Consider the following 23,701-nt stretch of genomic DNA (forward strand, 5'->3'; position numbering starts at 1 on the left):
TGAAATGTAACTTCATGTTTGCTAAAAATTCAAAGGCATATTCTGTCTACCTGCTGTTCCGATTTGTCTGTTCCCTGGCGGTTTCTATGTCCACAGTGCTTTCCATCGTGTACCACCTGGAGGTGGTGCAGCTGGATGCTTTCCAGCTTGTCCTGGTAGGGACGGTTCAGGAGACCTCCTGCTTTCTGTTCGAGATGCCCACCGGTGTGGTGGCGGATTTGTATAGCCGTCGGCGCTCGGTGCTGATTGGAATGTTCCTCTACGGCCTGGGCTTTCTGATGGAGGGTGCGCTACCGTGGTTCGCGCCGGTTCTGCTGGCCCAGGTTGTCTGGGGTTGCGGTGATACCTTCATCACCGGCGCTCTGGAGGCGTGGATTGCCTCGGAGGAAGAGGACAAACCCATAGACAAGGTGTTCCTGCGGGGCAGTCAAATGGGGCAAATCGGCGGCGTTCTGGGCGTGGTGCTGGGCACACTGCTGGGAAACATAAACCTGCAAATGCCTCTCATCTTGGGGGGCAGTTTGTGCTTGTTGTTGGGGCTGGTGATGGTTCGCATCATGCCAGAAACCAACTTCTCCCCTGCTATTGAGGAACGGCAGGGCTTGCTTAAAGACTTTGTCTGCCTGTTCAAGCTCAACCTGGGCTTTGTGAAAGGCGCACCTGTGTTGCTGGCGCTCTTAGCAATCACACTATGCGGGGGACTTGCCAGTGAAGGCTTTGACCGGCTCTCCACCGCTCATTTTCTGGATGACACGGTAATACCCGTTATCGGGCCGCTGAACAGCGTCACTTGGTTCGGTGTTATCAGTCTTATCGGCAGCGGCTTAGGTATTCTGGCTTCTCAGTTGCTCATCGCCCGCATGGAGAAAAAAGGGACTGTCAGCCGAACCAGTGTGGTCATGTCCACCAGCGCCGGGTATATCCTGTTCCTGGTTCTCTTCGCGGTGGGGCGGAGCTTTTGGTTCATGTTGTTGGTGTTCCTGCTGGCGGGGCTTATGCGCACCATCAAGGAGCCTGTGCTGGCCGCCTGGATGAACGACCATGTGGATGAGAAAATGCGCGCCACAGTCTTTTCCACCAGCGGACAGCTGGACTCTTTCGGGCAGATCATCGGCGGGCCTATTGTGGGGCTGGTAGCCCAGCAGGTGTCCATACCCTGGGGGCTGGTCTGTACCGCTTTCCTGCTGTTGCCCGCGCTGTTCTTAGTGCCGGTGGCGGGAAAGAAGCGGGATTGATATGGCATAGTTAAGTTTACTGACGAGCGGGAGATTACTTCCGCTCGTCTTCATTTAGTAGCGCAAAATTTGAGGACTCTTTATTTCCTTATTCGGTATAGCGGAGGCGGCTGTCAATTCGACATAATTTTCTTGTGATACTTTACCGTACATGAGCATTAGGAATAGGAATGTATCTTTGTGTGGTAGTTGTTACTTGCACAGGTATTATTGTTTCAAAAATCAGTTCCAAGCCAAATGAAGATACTCCTGAAGAAAAAGAAGAATGACCAATTCCAGTTTGACGAACTGATAAAATCCCTTTAGGAACTAAAGGGCGCACTTCTATACTCTCCTATCGGAAGTATTCGTGCGTCCTGCGGAGCTTCATTCTCTGTCAGCAGAAGAAAACTGCCCGACCGAGAATGTTGCGTCACTTTGTTCCGTCAAGGGAGCTACACTCCCTTGCGCCGCTTATGCGGCTATCCCCTGTGTACTTGCCGTCCGCAAACAGCATGAAATGCTGTTCGCCGCCAGCAAGTTTGAAAAACTGAATACCGAAAAACTGACCGTTGACTGGTCGCACTATGCGAAAAGTTGACGGTCTTTTTTTATCCCAAAAATCAAAAAAGGAGGTCAATCACAATGACAAAACCGAAAACCCTCGATCAGCTTCGAGCCGAAAAGGAACGAGCTGAGACGCAGCTTGCACAGGAGAAGCACAAGCTGGAGCGTCTGGAGAACAGAAAGAAATATCTGGAGAAAGGCGAAAGGCAGAAACGCACCCATCGTCTTTGCAATCTGGGCGGCACGATTGAGAGCCTTGCCCCGGAGGTCAAAGATCTCACACGCACCGAAATGACAGAGCTGATGGAGTACATCTTTTCTCTGTCCGAAGTCCAGCGAGCCGTCCGGCACATGGCGATTACTCACACCAACCAAGCGAACAGAGAAAAGGAGCTGAAAGCCGATGGCACTATTTCATCTAAGCGTCACGCAGACTAAGCGAAGCGCAGGACAGTCCGCTATTGCTTCTGCCGCCTACCGTGCCGGGGAGCGATTGTATAGCGAGTATTACGGCGAATACAGCGACTACACCAGAAAGGGCGGCGTGATCTGCTCTGACATTCTCCTGCCGTCCCATGCACCGCCCGAATACGCAGACCGCCAGACCCTATGGAACGCCGTGGAAAAAGCCGAGCGTGGAAAGAACGCACAGCTTGCATACAGCTTTGACATTGCCTTGCAGAATGAGTTCTCCCTTGAGGAAAACATCGCTCTTGCAAGGCAATTTTTATTGGAGAACTTTGTGAGCCGGGGCATGGTGGTTGACTTCGCCGTACACCAGCCAGACCGGGAGGACGGCGGCATACCAAACCCACATTTTCATGTGCTTTGCCCCATCCGCCCCATCGAGCAGAACGGCAAATGGGGGCTAAAGCAACGCCGGGTGTATGAGCTGGACGAGGACGGCAACCGTATCCGGGACGCAGACGGAAAGTTTGTGTTCAACGCCGTTCCCACTACCGACTGGGGCAGTCCCGAAACGCTGGAATACTGGCGGCAGACATGGGCGGAGCTATGCAACGCCAAGTTTGCGGAAAAGGGGCTTGACGTTCGTATCGACCACCGAAGCTATGAGCGTCAGGGCGTGGAGCTTCTTCCCACCGTCCATGAGGGCGCAACCGTCCGGGCAATGGAGAAGAAAGGCATACGCACCGAGAAAGGCGAGTTCAATCGCTGGATTAGAGCCACCAATGCCGTTATCCGGGACATCAAGAAGAAAATCGCTCTCCTGTTTGATTGGATTGCCGAAGCAAAAGCAGAGCTTGCCAAGCCGCAGGCACCCGACCTTGTTTCTCTGCTGAACGCCTATTACACCCAGCGCAGAGCCGGGGCATATTCGCAGAAAGGCAAGGTCAGCAACCTAAAGGAGATGAACGAGACTTTCAATTATCTCCGGGCAAACGGCATTTACTCCCTTGAAGATTTGGAACACCGTGTCAGCGAACACAGTGCTGCCACAGAGAGCTTGAAGAAAACGCTGGACGAACAGACCGCCCGAATGAAAGCAATTAAGCAGCTCTATGACAGCTCCGCTGCTTTCCAGAGCTTGAAGCCTGTCTATGACGGCTTGCAGAAAATCAAGTTTGAGAAGCCCAGAGCCAAGTACAAGGCAGAGCATGAAACGGAACTGATACAGTTCTACGCCGCCAGACGAAAGCTGACTGGGGAGTTCCCGGACGGCAAGGTGGATATGAAAAAGCTGTCCGCAGAGTATGACGCTCTGGAACAGGCGCATGAAACCACCTACGGCGAGTTTAAGACCGTCAGAGACGATTTACACCGTCTTTGGAAGGTCAAGTCATGCGTAGATACTGCCGCCCGATTTAACGAGCGCACAGAGGAACAAATGCTCCAAAATCGACCCCAAACACGACACAAAAAGGAGGAACTATCCCGATGAATTACACCCAAGCACAGATTGACCGGGCAAACGCCGTCAGTCTGGAAGATTTTCTCCGCACACAGGGAGAGACGCTTATCAAAAGCGGACGGGAATACCGCTGGAAAGAACATGACAGCCTGACCGTCCGGGGAAACAAATGGTTTCGCCACAGCCAGAGCAAGGGCGGCTATCCCATTGATTTTGTCATGGAGTTTTACGGCAAGTCCTTTCCCGAAGCAGTCCAGCTCTTAACCGGCGAAAGCGCCGAGGGACAGAGCGAAGCCAGCACAGCACCGCCCACAGCGTTCCACTTGCCCTTGCACAACAGAACAGCCGACAGAGCAATTCAATATCTTTGCGAAAGCCGAGGTCTCAACAAAACGCTTGTTGAGGCTTTTCTTCTTTCCGGGGATATTTACGAGGACGCAAAGCGGCACAATGTTGTGTTTGTCGGCAGAGACCGAAGCGGTACGCCGAGATACGCCCATGTGCGAGGAACGGCAGACACATTCAGACAGGATATTACCGGGTCTGACAAGTCCTATCCGTTCCGATACGAGGGAAACGGCAACCAGCTCTTTGTCTTTGAAGCACCGATTGACCTGTTATCGTTCATCTGCCTTTATCCGCAGGACTGGAAGACAAGGAGCTATCTTGCCCTGGGCGGCGTTTCGGGCAAAGCCCTTGACCGTTTCCTTTCTGAACGCAAGGACACCCGAAAAGTATTCCTCTGCCTTGACAGCGACACCGCAGGAGGTGAAGCCTGCTTCCGACTGGCGCAGGACATTCCCAGCGAGATCGCCGTCATTCGCCTTGTCCCGGCAAGGAAAGACTGGAACGATGTTCTCCGTCAGCAAGGGGACATTCCCAGCCGCAAATTCATAGCCGAGACAATCACGCTGCGAGAGCTGCCCACCGCCCAGCCTGTTCCCATGCTCCGCATGGCAGATGTGGAGCTGACGAGCGTGGATTGGCTATGGTTTCCGTATATCCCATTTGGAAAGCTGACGATTATACAGGGCAACCCCGGCGAGGGCAAGACCTACTTTGCTATGCGCCTTGCGGCGGCTTGCACCAATCGAAAGCCTTTACCCGGTATGGAGACACTTGAGCCTTTTAATATCATCTATCAGACCGCCGAGGACGGTCTGGGCGATACCGTTAAGCCCCGGCTGATGGAAGCGGACGCAGACCTTGAAAAAGTGCTTGTCATTGACGATAGAGACACACCGCTGACCCTTGCCGATGAACGCATCGCAAGGGCAATCCGGGAAAACAACGCAAGGCTGGTTATCATTGACCCGGTACAGGCGTTTCTGGGCGCAGATGTGGACATGAACCGGGCAAACGAGGTGCGCCCGATATTCCGCAGTCTGGGAGACATTGCACAGGCTACCGGGTGCGCTATCGTGCTGATCGGACACCTCAACAAAGCCGCAGGAACGCAAAGCACCTACCGGGGATTAGGGTCTATCGACATTACGGCGGCAGTCCGCAGTCTGCTCTTTATCGGCAAGCTGAAGGACAGCCCCACAACAAGGGTACTTATCCATGAGAAAAGCTCCCTTGCGCCGCCCGGACAGTCCCTTGCCTTTTCTCTGGGAGACGAGAAAGGGTTTGCGTGGATAGGAGCTTATGACATTACCGCTGACGAGCTTCTTGCCGGGACAGACACAGCCAAGACGGAAAGCAAGACCGCACAGGCAGAAGCACTGATATTGGAACTGCTGGCAGACGGAAAGCGTATGCCGAGCGCAGAGCTGGAAAAGATGGTCAATGAGCGTGGGATTTCCTCACGCACCATGAGAACGGCAAAGAGCCGTATCGGGTACAGGCTTGTGACCGAGAAAGACGGCACAGCATGGGTCTGCTATCTCCGAGACTGACAACAGGAACACGGCAAGCGTGGCAAAGACGGCAAGGTTTTTATAGATACCTTAATGTTGCCGCCTTGCCTTGTTCCCTCATACCGACACCGCCCGATGATGAACAGTCACCGGGCATTTTTCATTTACAGGAGGATTTTGAATGAACAATACCGCAACCAACACCGCCACTTGCCCGACTGTCAGAAAGCAGATCGGCAAGACCACATATATCGTCCGTGTCCATTTCAGCCAGACCGCAAAAGAGACGATGGAGGACAAAATCAAGCGTCTGCTCCGTGAGGAAGTCCGCAAAATGTGACTTCTTTTTGAATTTGATGAAAAAGTCCTTGATTTTTCGTCTCTGGCAAAACTCTGAAATCTATCCTGATTAGCTGCGGCGCCCGTCTTGCCCCCTTCGATATTGCGGAGCTGCGGGAGATCATGTCGGACGACGAACTGGAGCTGGACACCCTGGGCGACCGGAAAACGGCGCTGTTCCTCATTATGAGCGACACGGACACCACCTTCAACTTCGTCATCGCCATGCTGCAAAGCCAGCTATTCAATCTTCTTTGTGACAAGGCGGACGACGTGTACGGCGGCAGGCTGCCCGTCCATGTACGGTGCCTCCTGGACGAGTTTGCCAATATCGGGCAGATACCCAACTTTGATAAGCTGATCGCCACCATCCGAAGCCGGGAAATCTCGGCTTCTATTATTTTGCAGTCCCAAAGCCAGTTAAAGACCATCTACAAGGACGCCGCAGATACCATTGTGGGCAACTGCGACACCACCTTGTTTTTGGGAGGCAAGGAGAAATCCACCCTGAAAGAAATCTCGGAGCTGCTGGGCAAGGAGACCATCGACAGCTTCAATCAATCCGAGAACCGGGGCAGCCAGGTTTCCCACGGCCTCAACTATCAGAAATTAGGAAAGGAGCTGATGACCCAGGACGAGATCGCGGTGATGGACGGAGGCAAGTGTATCTTGCAGCTTCGAGGGGTACGGCCGTTTTTCAGCGACAAGTTTGATATAACGAAGCATCCCCGCTACAAATACCTTGCCGATGCCGACAAGAAAAACACCTTTGACATTGAACGGTACATGAAACGCAGACCGGCCATCGTGAAGCCGGACGAGCCTTTCGATCTGTACGAATTGAAAGCCACCGACCTTCAACCCAACAATTCAACTGAACGAAAGGAAATGTGAATATGAGCTTTTTTACTAACGCTATCGACGTTTTGCAGACTCTGGTCATCGCCCTGGGCGGCGGCCTGTGCGTGTGGGGCGGCATCAACCTTCTGGAAGGTTACGGCCAGGACAACCCTGCCTCCAATGCTCATGTACGGTAAGGAAGCAAGCAACCGAAAACAAGAGATAGACCGCCAGCACTACACTATTCCGAACCAAAGACCAAAAGATAAGCATTGTGGGAAAATCTAAACTTTTGGATTTTCCTACAATGCCAACTACGGCGGAATCCCTCCCACTCCTTATATCTTTCTGTATACATTGAATTTGTATTTAGTAAAATGCAGACAACACCACGGATCGGCTTTTGGTTGGACAATTCCAACCAAACACCACAGCAGACAGCAGAAAACATTCTGAACGCTAGGAAGCCGGTATGATTGTTACATATAAGGGGAAGAAAAATTTCTTTTAGGTACTTGCTTTCCTAAAACTGATGTGATACAATGATTTAATCCAGAAAAGGAGTAAAAAATATGCGGCAAGGTATTCTTAAATAAAACTATAATCAAATAGTGGGAACAAAGGATTATGATAGCTCCTTTTGTAGGGGCTTAGTTTTTTGTACCCAATTTAAGAATACTTTTGCCTTATCAATTTTGACATATCCCCAAAAACAGCAATCACAAACAGGTGTATGCTGTATATGTGTATGTCCGCAACTTATAATCCCCAGTGGTAAAAGTATTTTACTGCTGGGGATTTTTATGCCCTTTGGGGCTGTAAAGGGAGGACAATCACATGAAAATAATCAATATTGGAATTCTTGCCCATGTAGACGCTGGAAAGACGACCTTGACGGAGAGCCTGCTATATGCCAGCGGAGCCATTTCAGAACCGGGGAGCGTCGAAAAAGGGACAACGAGGACGGACACCATGTTTTTGGAGCGGCAGCGTGGGATTACCATTCAAGCGGCAGTCACTTCCTTCCAGTGGCACAGATGTAAAGTTAACATTGTGGATACGCCCGGCCACATGGATTTTTTGGCGGAGGTGTACCGCTCTTTGGCTGTTTTAGATGGGGCCATCTTGGTGATCTCCGCTAAAGATGGCGTGCAGGCCCAGACCCGTATTCTGTTCCATGCCCTGCGGAAAATGAACATTCCCACCGTTATCTTTATCAACAAGATCGACCAGGCTGGCGTTGATTTGCAGAGCGTGGTTCAGTCTGTTCGGGATAAGCTCTCCGCCGATATTATCATCAAGCAGACGGTGTCGCTGTCCCCGGAAATAGTCCTGGAGGAAAATACCGACATAGAAGCATGGGATGCGGTCATCGAAAATAACGATGAATTATTGGAAAAGTATATCGCAGGAGAACCAATCAGCCGGGAAAAACTTGCGCGGGAGGAACAGCAGCGGGTTCAAGACGCCTCCCTGTTCCCAGTCTATCATGGCAGCGCCAAAAATGGCCTTGGCATTCAACCGTTGATGGATGCGGTGACAGGGCTGTTCCAACCGATTGGGGAACAGGGGGGCGCCGCCCTATGCGGCAGCGTTTTCAAGGTTGAGTACACCGATTGCGGCCAGCGGCGTGTCTATCTACGGTTATACAGCGGAACGCTGCGCCTGCGGGATACGGTGGCCCTGGCCGGGAGAGAAAAGCTGAAAATCACAGAGATGCGTATTCCATCCAAAGGGGAAATTGTTCGGACAGACACCGCTTATCAGGGTGAAATTGTTATCCTTCCCAGCGACAGCGTGAGGTTAAACGATGTATTAGGGGACCAAACCCGGCTCCCTCGTAAAAGGTGGCGCGAGGACCCCCTCCCCATGCTGCGGACGACGATTGCGCCGAAAACGGCAGCGCAAAGAGAACGGCTGCTGGACGCTCTTACGCAACTTGCGGATACTGACCCGCTTTTGCGTTGCGAAGTGGATTCCATCACCCATGAGATCATTCTTTCTTTTTTGGGCCGGGTGCAGTTGGAGGTTGTTTCCGCTTTGCTGTCGGAAAAATACAAGCTTGAAACAGTGGTAAAGGAACCCTCCGTCATTTATATGGAGCGGCCGCTCAAAGCAGCCAGCCACACCATCCATATCGAGGTGCCGCCCAACCCGTTTTGGGCATCCATAGGACTGTCTGTTACACCACTCTCGCTTGGCTCCGGTGTACAATACGAGAGCCGGGTTTCGCTGGGATACTTGAACCAGAGTTTTCAAAACGCTGTCAGGGATGGTATCCGTTACGGGCTGGAGCAGGGCTTGTTCGGCTGGAACGTAACGGACTGTAAGATTTGCTTTGAATACGGGCTTTATTACAGTCCGGTCAGCACGCCGGCGGACTTCCGCTCATTGGCCCCGATTGTATTGGAACAGGCATTGAAGGAATCGGGGACGCAGCTGCTGGAACCTTATCTCTCCTTCATCCTCTATGCGCCCCAGGAATACCTTTCCAGGGCTTATCATGATGCACCGAAATACTGTGCCACCATCGAAACGGCCCAGGTAAAAAAGGATGAAGTTGTCTTTACTGGCGAGATTCCCGCCCGCTGTATACAGGCATACCGTACTGATCTGGCCTTTTACACCAACGGGCGGAGCGTATGCCTTACAGAGCTGAAAGGATATCAGGCCGCTGTCGGTCAGCCGGTCATCCAGCCCCGCCGTCCAAACAGCCGCCTGGACAAGGTGCGCCATATGTTTCAGAAGGTAATGTAAAGATACATAATCGTCAAGACGGCAACAATCAGAAGTTATGGAGGGTAACAATGGAATATAGTAAGGAAGATTTAATGGAAGCAAAAAAGCAAATTTGGGGAGTGGGAGAGAACATGGGAACAGAGGAAAGTAAAAAAATCTGGGAGGAGAACGCACAATTTTGGGATAATGCAATGGGTGACGAATCTAATGAATTTCACAGAGAGGTAGTGCGTCCCAAAGTAACGGAACTTCTATCTCCTAATCCTGCGGATTACATTTTGGATATTGCGTGTGGCAATGGAAATTATTCTTCGTATCTTGCACAAAGAGGCGCTTCGGTTGTCGCTTTTGATTACAGCAAAAAAATGATAGAATTGGCTAAAAGACGGCAATCACAATATGCAAAACAAATTGAATTTTGTGTGGCGGATGCGACCGATAGAAAAAGTATATTAGAATTAAAAAGAAATCGAGCCTTTACGAAAGCAGTTTCTAATATGGCAATTATGGATATTACGGATATTGAACCACTTCTTATGGCTGTTTATGAACTGTTGCAGGAAAGCGGAATTTTTGTCTTTGCAACGCAACACCCTTGTTTTGTCACGTTGACTGAAAAATATATGACACCGCACAGTTACTATGATATAGCGATTGAAGGGCAACCGAAAGAGCAGATTTATTATCATCGTTCCATACAAGATATTTTTAACCTTTGTTTTAGAGCTGGATTTGTCATTGATGGATTTTATGAAGAATGTTTTAAAACCAACAAAGAAATTCCTATGGTAATGATAGTAAGGCTTAAGAAGGTAAAACGTGATAGCTTAAAATAAATTCAAGTTTGTCGGGTAAATAGCAAACCCAGCCGAGCCAGTCAACGGTCAAGATGAACGGCGCATATGCGCAGCCGTTGACAGCCCCGCCCGCCTTTGCTGGTAGGCAATCAAGGGGCGACAGCAAGAAGTGCCACCGCCCCGCACTATTATTCAGAAAGGGGAATTTCCATGACCGACCAGATAGCCTATCAAGAATATATCCAGCGCAGGTACAACGCCTTTTGCAAGACTGTTATCCGCTGTGCCGCCTTGGACAAGATTTTGAAGCTTAAACGGCAATGGGAACGGCAAGTTTCCCTTGACTATCTGATGAACGAGAAGTTTGTCCAGTTTGCCGCGTCGGAGCCGGACGAGGAATACCCATTTACCGTCTGCGGTCAGACCGTCCTGCTCTGCAACGCCGCCCTTGCCGACGCGATCTCTGTTTTGCCGGAGCAGACGCGGGAAGAAATCCTGCGCTATTACTTTCTGCGCCAGCCGCAGCGCGTGATCGGCGCGTGTATTGGCCGGTCACGCAGCACAGCGGGGCGGCATATCCAGCTTGCCTTGCAGCGGCTACGCGAAGAAATGGGGGTGAGCCGGTATGAGTAGACTTCTCCCCTATGAAACAATCCTCAAAGCCCGTGAGGGCGACCCAGAAGCCGTGAACGCTGTCCTGCTCCACTACGCCGGATATATCCGCTATTTCTCAAAAGTGAACGGGCAGGTCAACGCCGAGGTGGAGGACTATGTAAAGCAGCGGTTAATTGACTGTCAATTCAAGTTCCGGCTTGACGAACCACCGGACAAGTCATAAAAACTGAATACCAGCCGCCACCGACGCGGCCAGCGAAAGCAGTAAGTCTTGAAAAAGATTTACTGCTTTTTTTGTTGTCCGGCTCCGCTCCCGGCCATTTTGCCCCCTGCCGGTTGTAGTAGTAAGCGAGGAGGGAATTTTTCTGCCCTGGTGTTTGGCATTTGGAGCATTTACCCGTAGTAGAGGGCAAAGAGAAAGGATTTCTCCAACACCGGGTAGAAACCACTGCGTCCGGTGTCATTTTAGCGAAAGCGGGCAGGAATGCCCTTTACAGGATTAGTAGTAGCAGAAAAAGAGAAACAAACTTTTGTGGTTGCAGTTTTCCAAAAAAGTGGCGGACGGAAGTGAGAGAAAGTTTGCAGTCACGGAGAGCAAGTTTCTACCACGGTGCCAAAATCCGCAATTCTGCAGTTTTGCCCCTCGCGGGAAACTTGTTGGGGAGTGCCTTCCCCAAACCCTGCTCATGCGCCCTTACGGGCGAGAAAGGAGGTCACACCATGCGAAAGAAATACAACACGCCCCACCGCAGCCGCGTTGTGAAAACCCGGCTGTCCGAAGATGAGTATGCCGACTTCACAGCGCGGCTTGCGCCCTATGGTATCAGCCAGTCCGAATTTCTCCGGCAGGCGATACGGCGGGCGACCATACGCCCGGTTGTCCATGTGTCGTCGGTCAATGACGAACTGCTCTCCGTTGTCGGGAAGCTGGCCGCCGAATACGGCAGGATCGGCGGCAACCTCAATCAGATTGCCCGGTATCTGAATGAGTACGGCGCACCCTACAATACGCTGTCCGGCGAGGTACGCGCCGCCATAGCCGACCTTGCCGCCCTCAAGTATGAAGTCCTCAAGAAAGTAGGTGACGCGGTTGGCAACACTCAAGCATATCAACTCTAAAAACGCCGACTACGGAGCCGCCGAACAATACCTGCTTTTTGAGCATGACGAGTTTACCATGAAGCCCGTCCTTGATGAAACCGGCAGGCTTATCCCCCGCGAGGACTACCGGCTGTCCACACTGAACTGCGGCGCGGAGGATTTTGCCGTTGCCTGTATGCGGGCAAATCTCCGCTATGGGAAGAACCAACAGCGGGAAGATGTGAAAAGTCACCACTATATCATCAGCTTTGACCCACGGGACGGCCCGGACAACGGCTTGACCGTAGACCGGGCGCAGGAATTGGGCGAGAGGTTTTGCGCCGAGCATTTCCCCGGCCACCAAGCCCTTGTATGCACCCACCCGGACGGGCATAACCACAGCGGCAACATTCATGTGCATATCGTTATCAATTCGCTGCGGATAGAGGAGGTGCCGTTCCTGCCCTACATGGACAGGCCAGCCGACACGAAAGCCGGTTGCAAGCACCGCTGTACCGACGCGGCCTTGCGCTACTTCAAGTCCGAAGTCATGGAGATGTGCCACCGGGAGGGGCTTTACCAAATCGACCTCTTGAACGGCAGCAAGAACCGCGTGACCGACCGGGAGTATTGGGCGCAGAAAAAGGGACAGGCCGCGCTGGATAAGCAGAACGCCCCCATGATTGCAGGCGGTATCACACCCCGGCAGACCAAGTTTGAAACGAACAAGGAGAAGCTGCGGCAGACCATACGCACCGCGCTGTCTGCGGCAACCTCATTCGAGGACTTTTCCTCTCTGCTGCTGCGGGAGGGCGTAACCGTCAAGGAGAGCCGGGGGCGGCTGTCCTACCTTACGCCGGACAGGACGAAACCCATTACCGCCCGGAAGCTGGGCGACGACTTTGACCGCGCCGCTGTCCTTGCCGTTTTGGAGCAGAACGCCGCCAGAGCCACAGAAAAAGCCGCGACTATATCCAGCACCCCGCCCTCTATCCAAGACCAACTGCGGGCAGACAGAGCCGCCCGAACTGCGCCGAATGTGCAACGGCTTGTGGACATTGAGCAGAAGAAAGCCGAGGGCAAAGGCCGGGGCTATGAACGCTGGGCGACCATGCACAACCTCAAACAAATGGCCGCGACGCTGAATGTGTATCAGGAATATGGCTTCACTTCCCCGGAGCAGTTAGAAGCCGCCGTTGATACCGCCTATCAGGAAATGCGCCAGACCAGCGGCGAACTGAAAGCACTGGAAACGAAGCTACAAGGGAAAAAGGAGTTGCAGCAACAGGTACTTGCTTACGCCAAGACCAAGCCTGCCCGCGACGGGCTGAAAGCACAGAAATCCGAGAAAGCCCGCGCCGCCTACCGGCAGGCGCATGAGAGCGATTTTATCATAGCCGACGCAGCCGCCCGGTATTTCCGGGAGCATGGCATTACCAAGCTGCCCGCCCGGAAAGCGTTGCAGGCCGAGATCGAGCAGCTTGTTTCCAAGAAATCCGGCCTGTATAACACCTACCACGAACAGAAACAGCGGTATGCGGAGTTGCAGACGGTCAAGCGGAATATCGACCAGATTTTGCGCCGGGAGGAACCCCGCCGCAGAAAGGAGCAGAGCCATGAGCGATAAGCTGCCCCGCATGGACTACCGCCAGCACCGGCGGGCGCGGCGGCTGGTGCATGAGTGCTGTAACTACGACGAGGGAAACTGCCTGCTGTTGGACGATGGGGAGCCTTGCATGTGCGTCCAGAGCATTTCCCTTTCCCTCATGTGCCGGTGGTTCCGTGTGGCTGTCCTGCCCCTTGACAGGGAACTGGCCGCAGCCCTCTTGTACCGGGGGAGCCGGAAACGGTGCGCCGTCTGCGGCGCGGCCTTTGTCCCCAAGTCAAACCGGGGAAAATACTGCCCCGACTGCGCCGGGCGCATGAAGAAAATCAAAGCCGCCGAGAGAAAGCGGAAACAAAGGCAGAGATGTCACGCTTTAGAGCCTTTCAAACCCGCATAAATCAAGGCTTTTTTCGTGGGTGTCAAAGGGTACGCGATACATTTATCCTTTTCCCCCGGAAACGGCGTTTTAATGCGTGACAATACGCCAAAATCAACCCGAACACAGGGAGGTGATCCTATCGCTGATTATATCAGGGCAGACACGCGGCTGCCCGCCTATCTGCCGTATCCCCGTTTCCTGCTGAAAATGGAGATTTCACAGACCGCCAAGCTGCTGTATTCGCTGCTGTTAGACCGTTCCACCCTCTCCCAGAAAAACAAGTGGCTGGACGACGAGGGCAGGATTTATATTATCTATCCCATCGCGGAGATAGCAGAAATACTGGATAAAGGCAGCACCACCATCAAGGGGGCGCTTAATGAACTGGACACGGCGGGGCTGTTGGAACGGGAACGGGGCGGCTTCTCCGCACCGAACCGGCTTTATGTCAAAGTACCGCCAGTGCCACAGGTACAGTTTTCAGACCAACTGATGGCCGGAAGTCCGCCCCTCATAGAGCCGGAAAACCGTCCTACTGATGGTCAGAAAACCGACCTTATGATGGTCGGAAAACCGTCCCCTAACCAAACTACTATAAACAACCTTACAGAGAGCCAAACAAAGGGAGTGAGTGGGGGGCCGTCCGCGCCCTATGGCCGATATGGAAATATTTTTCTGTCACAGACCGAATACGACGAGTTGCAGGCAGAGTACCCTGACAGGCTGGAACGGTTCATCGAGGAAATGAGCCGCTACCTTGCCGCCAACGGGAAAAGCTACCAGAACTATGCCGCCGCCCTGCGGATATGGGCGGGGAACGACAAAAAGGAAGCCCCTAAAAAGGGCATACCAGACTACTCATGCAAGGAGGGCGAGAGTTTATGAAGAATGAAATCAACGCGGTTTTGGAGAATATGACGACCACCATCCCGGAGCCGGAGGACTACACCGGCGAGGACGGTTTACTGTACTGCGGCAAGTGCCGCAAGCCGAAAGAAGCCTATTTTGCGCCGGATAAGGCCGCTATCTTCGGGCGCGACCGCCACCCGGCAGAGTGCGACTGCCAGAGAACCGCCCGCGAGGAACGGGAAGCCGCCGAAAAGCGGCGCAGACACCTTGACACCGTGGAAGAACTGAAACGCCGGGGCTTTACCGACCCCACCATGCGGGACTGGACTTTCGAGAACGACAACGGCAGGAACCCGCAGACCGGGCTTGCCCGCCGGTATGTGGAGCATTGGGAAGATATGCGGACAGACAATATCGGCTGCCTGTTCTGGGGCGGCGTAGGCACCGGCAAAAGCTACCTTGCAGGCTGTATCGCAAACGCCCTCATGGAGAAAGAAATCCCCGTCCGCATGACGAACTTTGCTCTTATCCTCAATGACCTTGCCGCCAGCTTTGAGGGGCGCAACGAGTACATTTCCCGCCTTTGTCGTTATCCGCTGCTGATCCTTGACGACTTCGGCATGGAACGCGGGACGGAATACGGGCTGGAACAGGTGTTCAATGTGATTGACAGCCGTTACCGCAGCGGCAAGCCGCTGATCGTCACGACCAACCTTACGCTGGACGACCTGCACAACCCGGAGGACACCGCCCATTCCCGGATTTATGACCGCCTGCTTTCCATGTGCGTCCCGGTACGCTTTACCGGCGACAACTTCCGGCAGGAAACCGCCAAGCGGAAAATGGAGAGCATGAAGAAACTGATTACCGACTGAAAGGAGTATTGCCTATGGCAGATAACAAGCAGCACGACACCCGCACCACCCGCCGCCCTGACTGTGTGACGGAAATCCGCATGGGCAATTCCGTCCTTGTCGTGTCCGGCTATTTCAAGAAAGACACCACAACCACAGCCGCCGACAAAATGGCGCGGGTACTGGAAGCGGAAGCCGCTGCTACACAGGAGCCGACTTATCCGGCGTGAACCGGGGCATGGAAAAGCGGCCATGCCAGGGAGCATGACCGCTGGAACGAAAATCGGAAGTGCTTTAGCAATTCTTAATCTCATTCTCTATAAAATAATTTGCAATTTCAAAGGCTTTTATTCTTCTCTTTGCCAATGTGATTTGTGATTTATAACGCTCGGAATTATCCTTTGATTCAAATGTTTTTACTGTTTCTCTTAGCTTGTGCAGAGTTGAATCAATTTGCCTTTTGGCCGCGGTTAATTCATCTATTGTATACTTCATGTTTTCTCCTTTAACTTCTGATTTTTTTGTTAAATCAGAGTATACCACGGAGTTATGAACTTTTCTACTGCAAATATGGGACGACAACCCATACCATAAAAATCGGAAAATTGAAAAGCTGTAAAGAAGCAAATTTAACGCTTTTGCCGCTGTACAGCCCCCGCCGTTCCGTGGTACAATGAAACCACGGAATAGTGGGGCTGGCTGTCGGAAACGGAGGATTTTATGTTAAGACAAGCCACCCAAAACCTCATTACCGCCCTTTATCCGAGATTGTCCCACGAGGATGAATTGCAAGGCGAGAGTAATTCCATATCGAACCAAAAAAGGATACTCGAAACCTACGCAAAACAGAACGGCTTTACCAATCTGCGCTGGTACACCGACGACGGTTTTTCCGGCGCGAACTTCCAGCGGCCCGGATTTCAAGCCATGCTTGCGGACATTGAAGCCGGGAAAGTGGGTACGGTCATCGTCAAGGACATGAGCCGGTTAGGGCGAAACTACTTGCAGGTAGGGTTTTACACGGAAATGCTGTTCCCTCAAAAGGGTGTGCGTTTTATCGCTGTCAACGATAATGTGGACAGTGCCAGCGAGGGCATGGACAACGATTTTACCCCGCTGCGAAATCTGTTCAATGAATGGCTGGTGAGAGATACGAGCAAGAAAATCAAGGCAGTGAAAAAGTCAAAAGGCATGAGCGGCAAGCCTGTTACCAGCAAGCCGGTTTACGGCTATGTGATGGACGAGGACGAGAATTTTATTATAGACGAGGAAGCCGCCCCGGTGGTGCAGCAGATTTACCAGCTTTGCCTTGCCGGGAACGGCCCGACCAAGATTGCCCGTATGCTGACGGAGCAGCAAATCCCCACGCCGGGGACGCTGGAATATCAGCGGACAGGCAGCACCCGCCGTTATCACCCAGGCTATGAGTGCAAATGGGCGACCAACACCGTCGTTCATATCCTCGAAAACCGAGAGTACACCGGATGTCTGGTGAACTTCAAAACGGAAAAGCCTTCTTATAAGGTCAAGCACAGCATAGAGAACCCCGTCGAGAAGCAGGCCATTTTCGAGAACCACCATGAGCCGATCATCGACAAGGAAACATGGGAACGGGTGCAGGAGTTACGCAAACAGCGCAAACGCCCGAACCGCTACGATGAAGTGGGGCTGTTCTCCGGGATTTTGTTCTGCGCCGACTGCGGCCATGTGCTGTATCAGCAGCGGTATCAGAACAAAGACCGCAAACAGGACTGCTACATCTGCGGCAGCTACAAGAAGCGCACCCGCAACTGTACGGCGCACTTTATCCGCACCGATCTGTTGACCGCTGGTGTCCTGGCAAATCTCCGGCAAGTGACCGAATACGCAGCCAAGCATGAGAGCCGGTTTGTGAAACTACTTGTCCAGCAGAACGAGATCGGCGGCAAGCGAAAGACCGCCGCAGCCATCAAGCAGCTTGAACAGGCGCAGGAACGCATTTCTGAAATCAGCCGCATTATCAAGCGGCTGTATGAGGACAATGTAAACGGCAAAATCAGCGATGAGCGTTTCATGGAACTGTCGGCTGACTACGAAGCCGAGCAAGCGGAGCTGAAAAAGAGAGCCGCCGCCCTGCAAGCCGAACTGGACAAGTCACAGGCAGCTACCGTCAACGCCGAGAAATTTATGGGCATTGTCCGCAAGCACCTTGCCTTTGAAGAACTGACCCCCACTCTCTTGCGGGAAATGATCGAGAAAATTGTGGTGCATGAGTGCAGCTATGATGAGAACGGCACCCGCAGGCAGGACATTGAGATTTATTACAGCTTTGTCGGCAAGATTGACTTGCCCGAATAACCGCCCGACCTATCCGACACAATGGCCAAGTGTCGGATAGGAACGGCAAAATTTTTTGCACTTCTATTGCTTCTTTATCACACATAAGCAAAGAGCCAGGGCATCAAACAGCTCATGGCGGGCGGCGGCGTTGCCCTCATCGGCATCACCCTGATCCCCCTGCTGTCCGGTCTGCTGTCCACCACCTGATGTTTCTCCAAACCCAGCGGGGGCTTTCGCTTCATAGCGGAAGCCTCCGCAAAGGAGGTGATCTCCCTTGATATTGGATATGATCCAGGAGTGGTTCAAGGAACTGCTCATTGACGGTATCATTTCAAACCTGACCGGGATGTTTGATACCCTGAACACAAAGGTGGGCGAGATCGCCGGGGAGGTCGGCATGACGCCCGCCGCCTGGAACAGCAGCATCTTCAACATGATCCGCAACCTCTCGGAGACGGTGATCGTCCCCATCGCGGGCATCATCCTCACCTTCGTCATGTGCTACGAGCTGATCCAGCTCATCATCGAGAAAAACAATCTCCACGACTTCGACACCTGGATTTTCTTCAAGTGGATTTTCAAGACCTTCTGTGCGGTGCTGATCGTCACCAACACCTGGAACATCGTCATGGCGGTGTTCGATGTGGCGCAGAATGTAGTCAGCCAGTCGGCGGGGGTCATTATCTCGGACGCGGGCATCGACATCTCCGGTGTGGTGGGCGATCTGGAGACCCAGCTTGCCGACTGGAGCGTGGGCGCCCTGCTGGGGCTGTGGTTTCAGAGCGTGTTTGTGGGGCTGTGTACGCAGATACTTTCCATCTGCATCTTCCTGGTGATCTACGGCAGAATGATTGAGGTGTATTTGGTGACCTCCATTGGACCGATTCCTTTTGCCACGATGGTCAACCGGGAGTGGGGCTCCACGGGGCAGAACTATCTTCGCTCTTTGCTGGCTTTGGGCTTCCAGGCCTTCCTCATTATGATCTGCGTGGGCATCTACGCGGTGCTGGTGGAGGGTATCTCCACATCCGGCGACAACATATCTGCGGCCATCTGGGGCTGCATGGGTTATACGGTCCTGTTGTGCTACACGCTGTTCAAGACCGGCAGCCTTGCAAAATCCCTGTTCGGCGCCCACTAAAGGAGGTGTGAAACATTGGCTTATGTAACGATCCCGAAGGACCTGAGCCGGATACAGAGCAAGGTCCTGTTCGGGCTGACCAAACGACAAGTGATCTGTTTCGGAGCGGCGGCGCTGGTAGGCGTGCCGCTTTTCTTTTTGGCAAAGGCGAGCCTGGGGACCACCACGGCGGCGCTGTGCATGATCCTGGTGATGCTGCCTTTTTTCCTGTTCGCCATGTACGAGAAGAACGGGCAGCCGCTGGAAGTGTTCCTGGGCCATCTCATCCAGAACAAATTCATCCGGCCGAAGGTACGCATCTACCAGACCAACAATATCTATTCCGCCCTGGTGCGGCAATCCCAACTGGAACAGGAGGTGAAGCGGATTGCGAGAAAAGGCAGAAAAACCGGCAAAGCGTAAGCTCACTCGTGCCGAGCGCAAGCAGATCGAGGCGGTGATCCGGCAGGCGAAGGGCGACGGGAAAACCCATACGGTGCAGGACAGCATCCCGTTTCAGAATATGTTCCCGGATGGCCTGTGCAGGCTGGAGGGCGGCACCTTCTCCAAGACCATTGCCTTTGAGGATGTGAATTACCGCCTGGCAGGGCCGGAGGACCAGCGGAGCATCTTTGAAAGCCTTTGCGACTTCTATAACGGCTATGACCCCTCCATCGGCGTTCAGGTCACTTTGGACAGCCGCAGCGGAGGCAGCGCCGCCGATGAAATGTTCGGTATTCGCAGGCAGGGCAACGACCTGGACCCCATCCGGGACGAGGCGGTGGACATCCTGCGGATGCAGTATAAGCGGGGCAACAACGGCTATGTGAAAACCAAGTATGTGACCCTGACCATCGAGGCGGAGAATCTTCCTGCGGCCCGGGCGCGGTTTGCCCGCATTGAGACCGACACCCTGAACCGCTTCAAGGTCATGGGGGCGGCGGCTCATGTGCTGGACGGAAAGGAACGGCTGGAGCTGCTTTACAACATTCTCCACCCGGAGGGAGGGCAGTTTGCCTTTGAATGGGACTGGCTCCCCGCCAGCGGCCTTTCGGTGAAGGACTTCATATCCCCGTCCTCTTTCCACTTTGGGGAGACCCGCACCTTCCGCATCGGCAGACGGTACGGGGCGGTGTCCTTCCTGCAAATCCTGGCGCCGGAGATGCACGACCGCATCCTCACCGACTTCATGGAGGCGGACGGGAATATCATGGTGACCATGCACATCCGGGGCATCAATCAGAACGAGGCCATCAAAATGGTTAAGCGGAAGATCACCGACCTGGACGCTATGAAGATACAGGAGCAGAAGCGGGCGGTGCGCAGCGGCTACGATATGGACATACTCCCCAGCGACTTGTCTACTTATGGCGGCGCAGCGAAAGACCTTCTCACCGACTTGCAATCCCGCAACGAGAGAATGTTCAATATGACTTTCCTGGTGCTGCACACGGCGGAGACCCGGCAAAAGCTGGAGATCGCCGTGTCCCAGGCGGCCAGCGTCGCCCAGACCTATAACTGCCTTCTGACCCGGCTGGACTTCCAGCAGGAGGACGGGCTTATGAGCAGCCTTCCCCTGGGCCTTAACCGCATCAAGATCGAACGGAGCCTGACCACTTCGGCCCTGGCGGTGTTCGTTCCCTTCGTCACCCAGGAGGTGTTTATGGGCGGCGACGCCATGTACTACGGCCTCAACGCCCTCTCCAACAACATGATCCTGCTGGACCGAAAGCAATCCCGCTGTCCCAACGGCCTTGTGTTCGGTACACCCGGCAGCGGCAAATCCATGAGCTGTAAGCGGGAGATCACCTTTATCATGCTGATGACCCAGGATAATGTCATCATCTGCGACCCGGAGGACGAGTATTCGCCCCTGGTGAAGCGGCTGGGCGGTCAGGTGATCCGGCTGTCCCCGTCCAGCACCGACTATGTGAACCCCCTGGACATCAACCTCAATTATTCCGAGGAAGAAAACCCGCTGGCGCTGAAATCCGACTTTGTGCTGTCCTTCTGCGAGCTCATCATGGGCAGCAAGACGGGCCTGGAGGCCATCGAAAAGACGGTCATCGACCGGGCGGTGCAGATGATCTACCAGCCCTACTTTGCCGCCCCCCGGCCGGAGAATATGCCGATTCTGGGCGACCTGATGAACGCCCTGCTGTCCCAGCACATCCCGGAGGCCGACCGGGTGGCTCAGGCGTTGGACCTCTATGTGAATGGTTCGCTGAACTTCTTCAATCACCGTACCACCGTGGACATCTCCAACCGCCTGGTCTGCTTTGACATCAAGGGCCTGGGCAAGAACCTGAAAAAGCCGGGGATGCTGATTGTCCAGGACGCGGTGTGGAACACCGTCACCATCAACCGGGCCATTGGCCGGTCTACCTGGTATTTCGTGGACGAGTTCCACCTTCTGCTGAAGGAGGAACAGACCGCCGCGTACAGCGCCGAGATTTGGAAACGGTTCAGAAAGTGGGGCGGCATCCCCACCGGGGCGACCCAAAACCCCAAGGACCTGCTTTCCTCCCCGGAGATCGAAAACATCCTGGAAAACAGCGATTTTATCTATATGCTCAACCAGGCTGCGGGCGACCGGAAGATACTGGCGGAGCGGCTGAACATTTCTTCTGAACAGCTTGCCTATGTGACCAACTCCGAGCCGGGCCACGGGCTGCTGTTCTTCAACAATGTCATCCTGCCCTTTGCGGATGACTTCCCGAAGGACACCGAACTCTATAAACTGCTCACCACCAAGCCCAGCGAGGTTGCACACGAAACTGTGGACGACGAAAAGGAGGACCAGAATGGATAACAAGATGGCGGTTTTCAATAACCGCGAATTTGGCAGCATCCGAGTGATCGAAGAAAACGGCAATTATCTGTTTTGCGGATTTGATGTTGCGAAAGCCCTGGGATATGCAAAACCGAGGAACGCTATCAATACGCATTGTAAGGGGGCCCTGAAACGGGGCGCCCTTACAGAAGGAGGCGTACAGGAATTGACATTTATCCCAGAGGGCGATGTGTACCGCCTGATCGTTCATAGTCGGCTGCCTGGTGCGGAACGCTTTGAAAAATGGGTGTTCGACGAAGTTCTCCCCATGATCCGCAAGACGGGCGGGTACATGACTGCCTCCCTTCTGGAGCAGGCGGCGGAAAAGCCGGAAATACTGCTGGCTTTTGCCGACCAGCTTCTTGCCGAGCATGAGAAAAACCGGCAGCTCTCCGGCGAGGTGGAACGGCTGCGGCCAAAAGCAGATTTTTATGATGCCTTTGTCCATGAAGAAAACTGCACCAATATCCGGGCTACGGCGAAGGAACTGCAAATCGGGGAACGTGCGTTTTGCCGTTTCCTGATGGACGCGGGATTTCTGTACCGCTGCCCGGCCGGATACCTTCTGCCCTATGCCAAGCCCTCCAATAACGGATTATTCCGTGTGAAGGACTTCTGGAAATACGGGCATTTTGGACAGCAGACCTTGATTACGCCCCAGGGGAAGAATGTGATCCGTCTGCTGCTGGATGATGGGCAAATGCGGCTGGAATGGAAGGAAAGGATGGGATAAGGATATGGAACAGGAAAAGCTGTATGTCATTGATGAAAAGACCTACGAGGCACATATCGACGAGGAAGTGCATCTCTATGGGCTGCTTCATCAGCTTGCCTTCCTTGCCGGAAAAATCAAGGACCGGGAGGATGTGGAGGCGTTCATTGCGGCGGCGAAGCGGTACGGCCAGATTGCCGATGACAAGTTTGACGCCTGGAACATTCCCGGCCGTTACCTGGTGTTCGGCGACAAGGCGGACCTTGCCGGGATGAAGGCGCGGGAGCTGTGCGAGCTGGACGCCTTCTATGTGGAGTGCGAGGACGACGAACCCGAACCGGGCAGCGGCCGCCAGGAGGAACACTATCTGATCCCCGGCAGCGGATTCCGGCTGCTGGTGAGCGAACTGCACATGTTCCTGGTGACCTGGTACAGCATCGCCAAGTGTCTGTCGCAGGTGCAGAACGAGAAGGATTTTCTCCGCCTGCAAAAGAAATACGGGAACTATGAAAAGACGCTGAACAGGCTGCGCCGCAAGCTGGGTCTTTCCGCTGACAGTAACTTTTGTCAGGATGAATTGGAGGCGGCGGTCATCAAGCGGTTCCGGGCAGAGCTGATCCCTGGGGAGCAGATCAGCCATGAATAAGCTCACCCATGTCAGCCTGTTTTCCGGCATCGGCGGGCTGGACCTGGCGGCAGAGGCGGCAGGCTTTGAAACGGTCTGTCAATGCGAGTGGGCGGACTATCCCTATTCCATCCTGCAAAAGCATTGGCCGGATGTGCCGAAGTTCCGAGACATCACCACATTCACGAAGGAGGCGTTTTTTGAGAAAACAGGACTTGAAACCGTCACTATCCTCTCCGGCGGATTCCCGTGCCAGCCCTTCTCCACCGCAGGAAAACGGCGGGGCTTTGCGGATGAACGCTACCTGTGGCCGGAAATGTGCCGCGTTATTGCCGAACTGCGGCCCCGTTGGGTGCTTGGGGAAAATGTTGCTGGCTTCATCAATATGGGGCTCGACAAAACGATTTTTGACCTGGCAAAAGCGGGATACGCTGTTCTCCCATTCGTATTTCCGGCTTGCGGCGTCGGCGCATGGCATGAGCGC

General features: G+C 53.6%; 22 protein-coding genes and 4 pseudogenes. 25 read left to right on the plus strand and 1 reads right to left on the minus strand.

Annotated features, from left to right (window positions below; genetic code table 11):
* Positions 1–14 precede the first annotated feature (14 nt).
* The 17 genes and pseudogenes from tet(40) (at position 15) to ACVDHE_RS12355 (ending at position 15,838) form a co-directional block, all read left to right on the plus strand.
* Positions 15–1,235 carry a tetracycline efflux MFS transporter Tet(40) gene (tet(40), locus tag ACVDHE_RS12275; protein WP_044999308.1) on the plus strand — a complete coding sequence of 407 codons (1,221 nt, stop codon included), beginning with the start codon at positions 15–17 and terminating at the stop codon, positions 1,233–1,235.
* 624 nt (positions 1,236–1,859) lie between these two features.
* Positions 1,860–2,219, plus strand: a complete 360-nt coding sequence (locus ACVDHE_RS12280) for a DUF3847 domain-containing protein (RefSeq protein ID WP_195255633.1) — start codon at positions 1,860–1,862, stop codon at positions 2,217–2,219.
* Complete coding sequence (mobQ, locus tag ACVDHE_RS12285; protein ID WP_195255632.1) at positions 2,185–3,681, plus strand: MobQ family relaxase; 1,497 nt, start codon at positions 2,185–2,187, stop codon at positions 3,679–3,681. Before ACVDHE_RS12280 ends, mobQ begins: the two co-directional genes overlap by 35 nt.
* Entirely contained in the window at positions 3,678–5,549 is a 1,872-nt protein-coding gene (locus ACVDHE_RS12290; RefSeq protein ID WP_195255631.1) for an AAA family ATPase, read from the plus strand. Before mobQ ends, ACVDHE_RS12290 begins: the two co-directional genes overlap by 4 nt.
* Positions 5,550–5,691: 142 nt before the next feature.
* Positions 5,692–5,850 (plus strand): transposon-encoded TnpW family protein, encoded by a 159-nt coding sequence (locus ACVDHE_RS12295; RefSeq protein WP_006428300.1) that lies wholly within the window; start codon positions 5,692–5,694, stop codon positions 5,848–5,850.
* A gap of 41 nt (positions 5,851–5,891) precedes the next feature.
* Positions 5,892–6,743, plus strand: a pseudogene (locus ACVDHE_RS12300) (VirD4-like conjugal transfer protein, CD1115 family); the annotation flags it as partial.
* 2 nt (positions 6,744–6,745) lie between these two features.
* Positions 6,746–6,874 (plus strand): annotated as a pseudogene (locus ACVDHE_RS12305) (Maff2 family mobile element protein); the annotation flags it as partial.
* A 652-nt stretch (positions 6,875–7,526) separates the two neighbouring features.
* The gene (gene tet(W), locus ACVDHE_RS12310) at positions 7,527–9,446 is read left to right on the plus strand and encodes a tetracycline resistance ribosomal protection protein Tet(W) (protein ID WP_002586627.1); all 1,920 of its coding nucleotides are present in this window, start codon (positions 7,527–7,529) and stop codon (positions 9,444–9,446) included.
* A gap of 50 nt (positions 9,447–9,496) precedes the next feature.
* Entirely contained in the window at positions 9,497–10,264 is a 768-nt protein-coding gene (locus ACVDHE_RS12315) for a class I SAM-dependent methyltransferase (protein WP_002586626.1), read from the plus strand.
* A 171-nt stretch (positions 10,265–10,435) separates the two neighbouring features.
* Complete coding sequence (locus ACVDHE_RS12320; protein WP_002586616.1) at positions 10,436–10,858, plus strand: sigma-70 RNA polymerase sigma factor region 4 domain-containing protein; 423 nt, start codon at positions 10,436–10,438, stop codon at positions 10,856–10,858.
* Complete coding sequence (locus ACVDHE_RS12325; RefSeq protein WP_002586615.1) at positions 10,851–11,063, plus strand: helix-turn-helix domain-containing protein; 213 nt, start codon at positions 10,851–10,853, stop codon at positions 11,061–11,063. Before ACVDHE_RS12320 ends, ACVDHE_RS12325 begins: the two co-directional genes overlap by 8 nt.
* A 497-nt stretch (positions 11,064–11,560) precedes the next feature.
* Complete coding sequence (locus ACVDHE_RS12330) at positions 11,561–11,959, plus strand: plasmid mobilization protein (protein ID WP_458884725.1); 399 nt, start codon at positions 11,561–11,563, stop codon at positions 11,957–11,959.
* Positions 11,931–13,547: a relaxase/mobilization nuclease domain-containing protein gene (locus tag ACVDHE_RS12335; RefSeq protein WP_262670536.1), complete on the plus strand. Its 1,617-nt coding sequence runs from the start codon at positions 11,931–11,933 to the stop codon at positions 13,545–13,547. The genes ACVDHE_RS12330 and ACVDHE_RS12335 overlap by 29 nt, the downstream gene beginning before the upstream one ends.
* A complete protein-coding gene (locus ACVDHE_RS12340; RefSeq protein ID WP_458884726.1) occupies positions 13,537–13,923 on the plus strand; it encodes a cysteine-rich VLP domain-containing protein in 387 nt (128 codons plus the stop codon). Before ACVDHE_RS12335 ends, ACVDHE_RS12340 begins: the two co-directional genes overlap by 11 nt.
* Positions 13,924–13,938: 15 nt before the next feature.
* Complete coding sequence (locus ACVDHE_RS12345) at positions 13,939–14,790, plus strand: replication initiator protein A (RefSeq protein ID WP_002596232.1); 852 nt, start codon at positions 13,939–13,941, stop codon at positions 14,788–14,790.
* Positions 14,787–15,629, plus strand: coding sequence for an ATP-binding protein (locus ACVDHE_RS12350; RefSeq protein ID WP_002596233.1), 843 nt, complete (start codon positions 14,787–14,789; stop codon positions 15,627–15,629). Before ACVDHE_RS12345 ends, ACVDHE_RS12350 begins: the two co-directional genes overlap by 4 nt.
* Before the next feature lie 14 nt (positions 15,630–15,643).
* Positions 15,644–15,838, plus strand: coding sequence for a transposon-encoded TnpW family protein (locus ACVDHE_RS12355; protein ID WP_002596234.1), 195 nt, complete (start codon positions 15,644–15,646; stop codon positions 15,836–15,838).
* A gap of 64 nt (positions 15,839–15,902) precedes the next feature.
* On the opposite strand, the gene ACVDHE_RS12360 is transcribed toward ACVDHE_RS12355, so the two are convergent.
* Positions 15,903–16,103, minus strand: a complete 201-nt coding sequence (locus ACVDHE_RS12360) for a hypothetical protein (protein WP_002596235.1) — start codon at positions 16,101–16,103, stop codon at positions 15,903–15,905.
* Positions 16,104–16,328: 225 nt separating this feature from the next.
* Here ACVDHE_RS12360 and ACVDHE_RS12365 point away from each other — a divergent pair, with 225 nt between their 5' ends.
* The 8 genes and pseudogenes from ACVDHE_RS12365 to ACVDHE_RS12400 all read left to right on the plus strand — a co-directional run.
* Positions 16,329–17,945: a recombinase family protein gene (locus ACVDHE_RS12365; RefSeq protein ID WP_002596236.1), complete on the plus strand. Its 1,617-nt coding sequence runs from the start codon at positions 16,329–16,331 to the stop codon at positions 17,943–17,945.
* 87 nt (positions 17,946–18,032) lie between these two features.
* Positions 18,033–18,134: pseudogene (locus ACVDHE_RS12370) on the plus strand (Maff2 family mobile element protein); the annotation flags it as partial.
* A gap of 79 nt (positions 18,135–18,213) precedes the next feature.
* Entirely contained in the window at positions 18,214–19,068 is an 855-nt protein-coding gene (locus ACVDHE_RS12375; RefSeq protein ID WP_050617401.1) for a VirB6/TrbL-like conjugal transfer protein, CD1112 family, read from the plus strand.
* Between the two features lie 15 nt (positions 19,069–19,083).
* Positions 19,084–19,470 (plus strand): PrgI family protein, encoded by a 387-nt coding sequence (locus tag ACVDHE_RS12380; protein WP_458884727.1) that lies wholly within the window; start codon positions 19,084–19,086, stop codon positions 19,468–19,470.
* Positions 19,436–21,859, plus strand: a complete 2,424-nt coding sequence (locus ACVDHE_RS12385; protein WP_458884728.1) for a VirB4-like conjugal transfer ATPase, CD1110 family — start codon at positions 19,436–19,438, stop codon at positions 21,857–21,859. Before ACVDHE_RS12380 ends, ACVDHE_RS12385 begins: the two co-directional genes overlap by 35 nt.
* Entirely contained in the window at positions 21,852–22,613 is a 762-nt protein-coding gene (locus ACVDHE_RS12390; protein WP_117515655.1) for a BRO family protein, read from the plus strand. Before ACVDHE_RS12385 ends, ACVDHE_RS12390 begins: the two co-directional genes overlap by 8 nt.
* 4 nt (positions 22,614–22,617) lie before the next feature.
* The gene (locus ACVDHE_RS12395; protein WP_458884729.1) at positions 22,618–23,238 is read left to right on the plus strand and encodes a hypothetical protein; all 621 of its coding nucleotides are present in this window, start codon (positions 22,618–22,620) and stop codon (positions 23,236–23,238) included.
* Positions 23,231–23,677 (plus strand): annotated as a pseudogene (locus ACVDHE_RS12400) (DNA cytosine methyltransferase); the annotation flags it as partial. The gene ACVDHE_RS12395 and the pseudogene ACVDHE_RS12400, both read left to right, overlap by 8 nt.
* Positions 23,678–23,701: the final 24 nt, after the last annotated feature.

It is taken from the genome of Dysosmobacter sp. Phy (genome assembly GCF_054476235.1).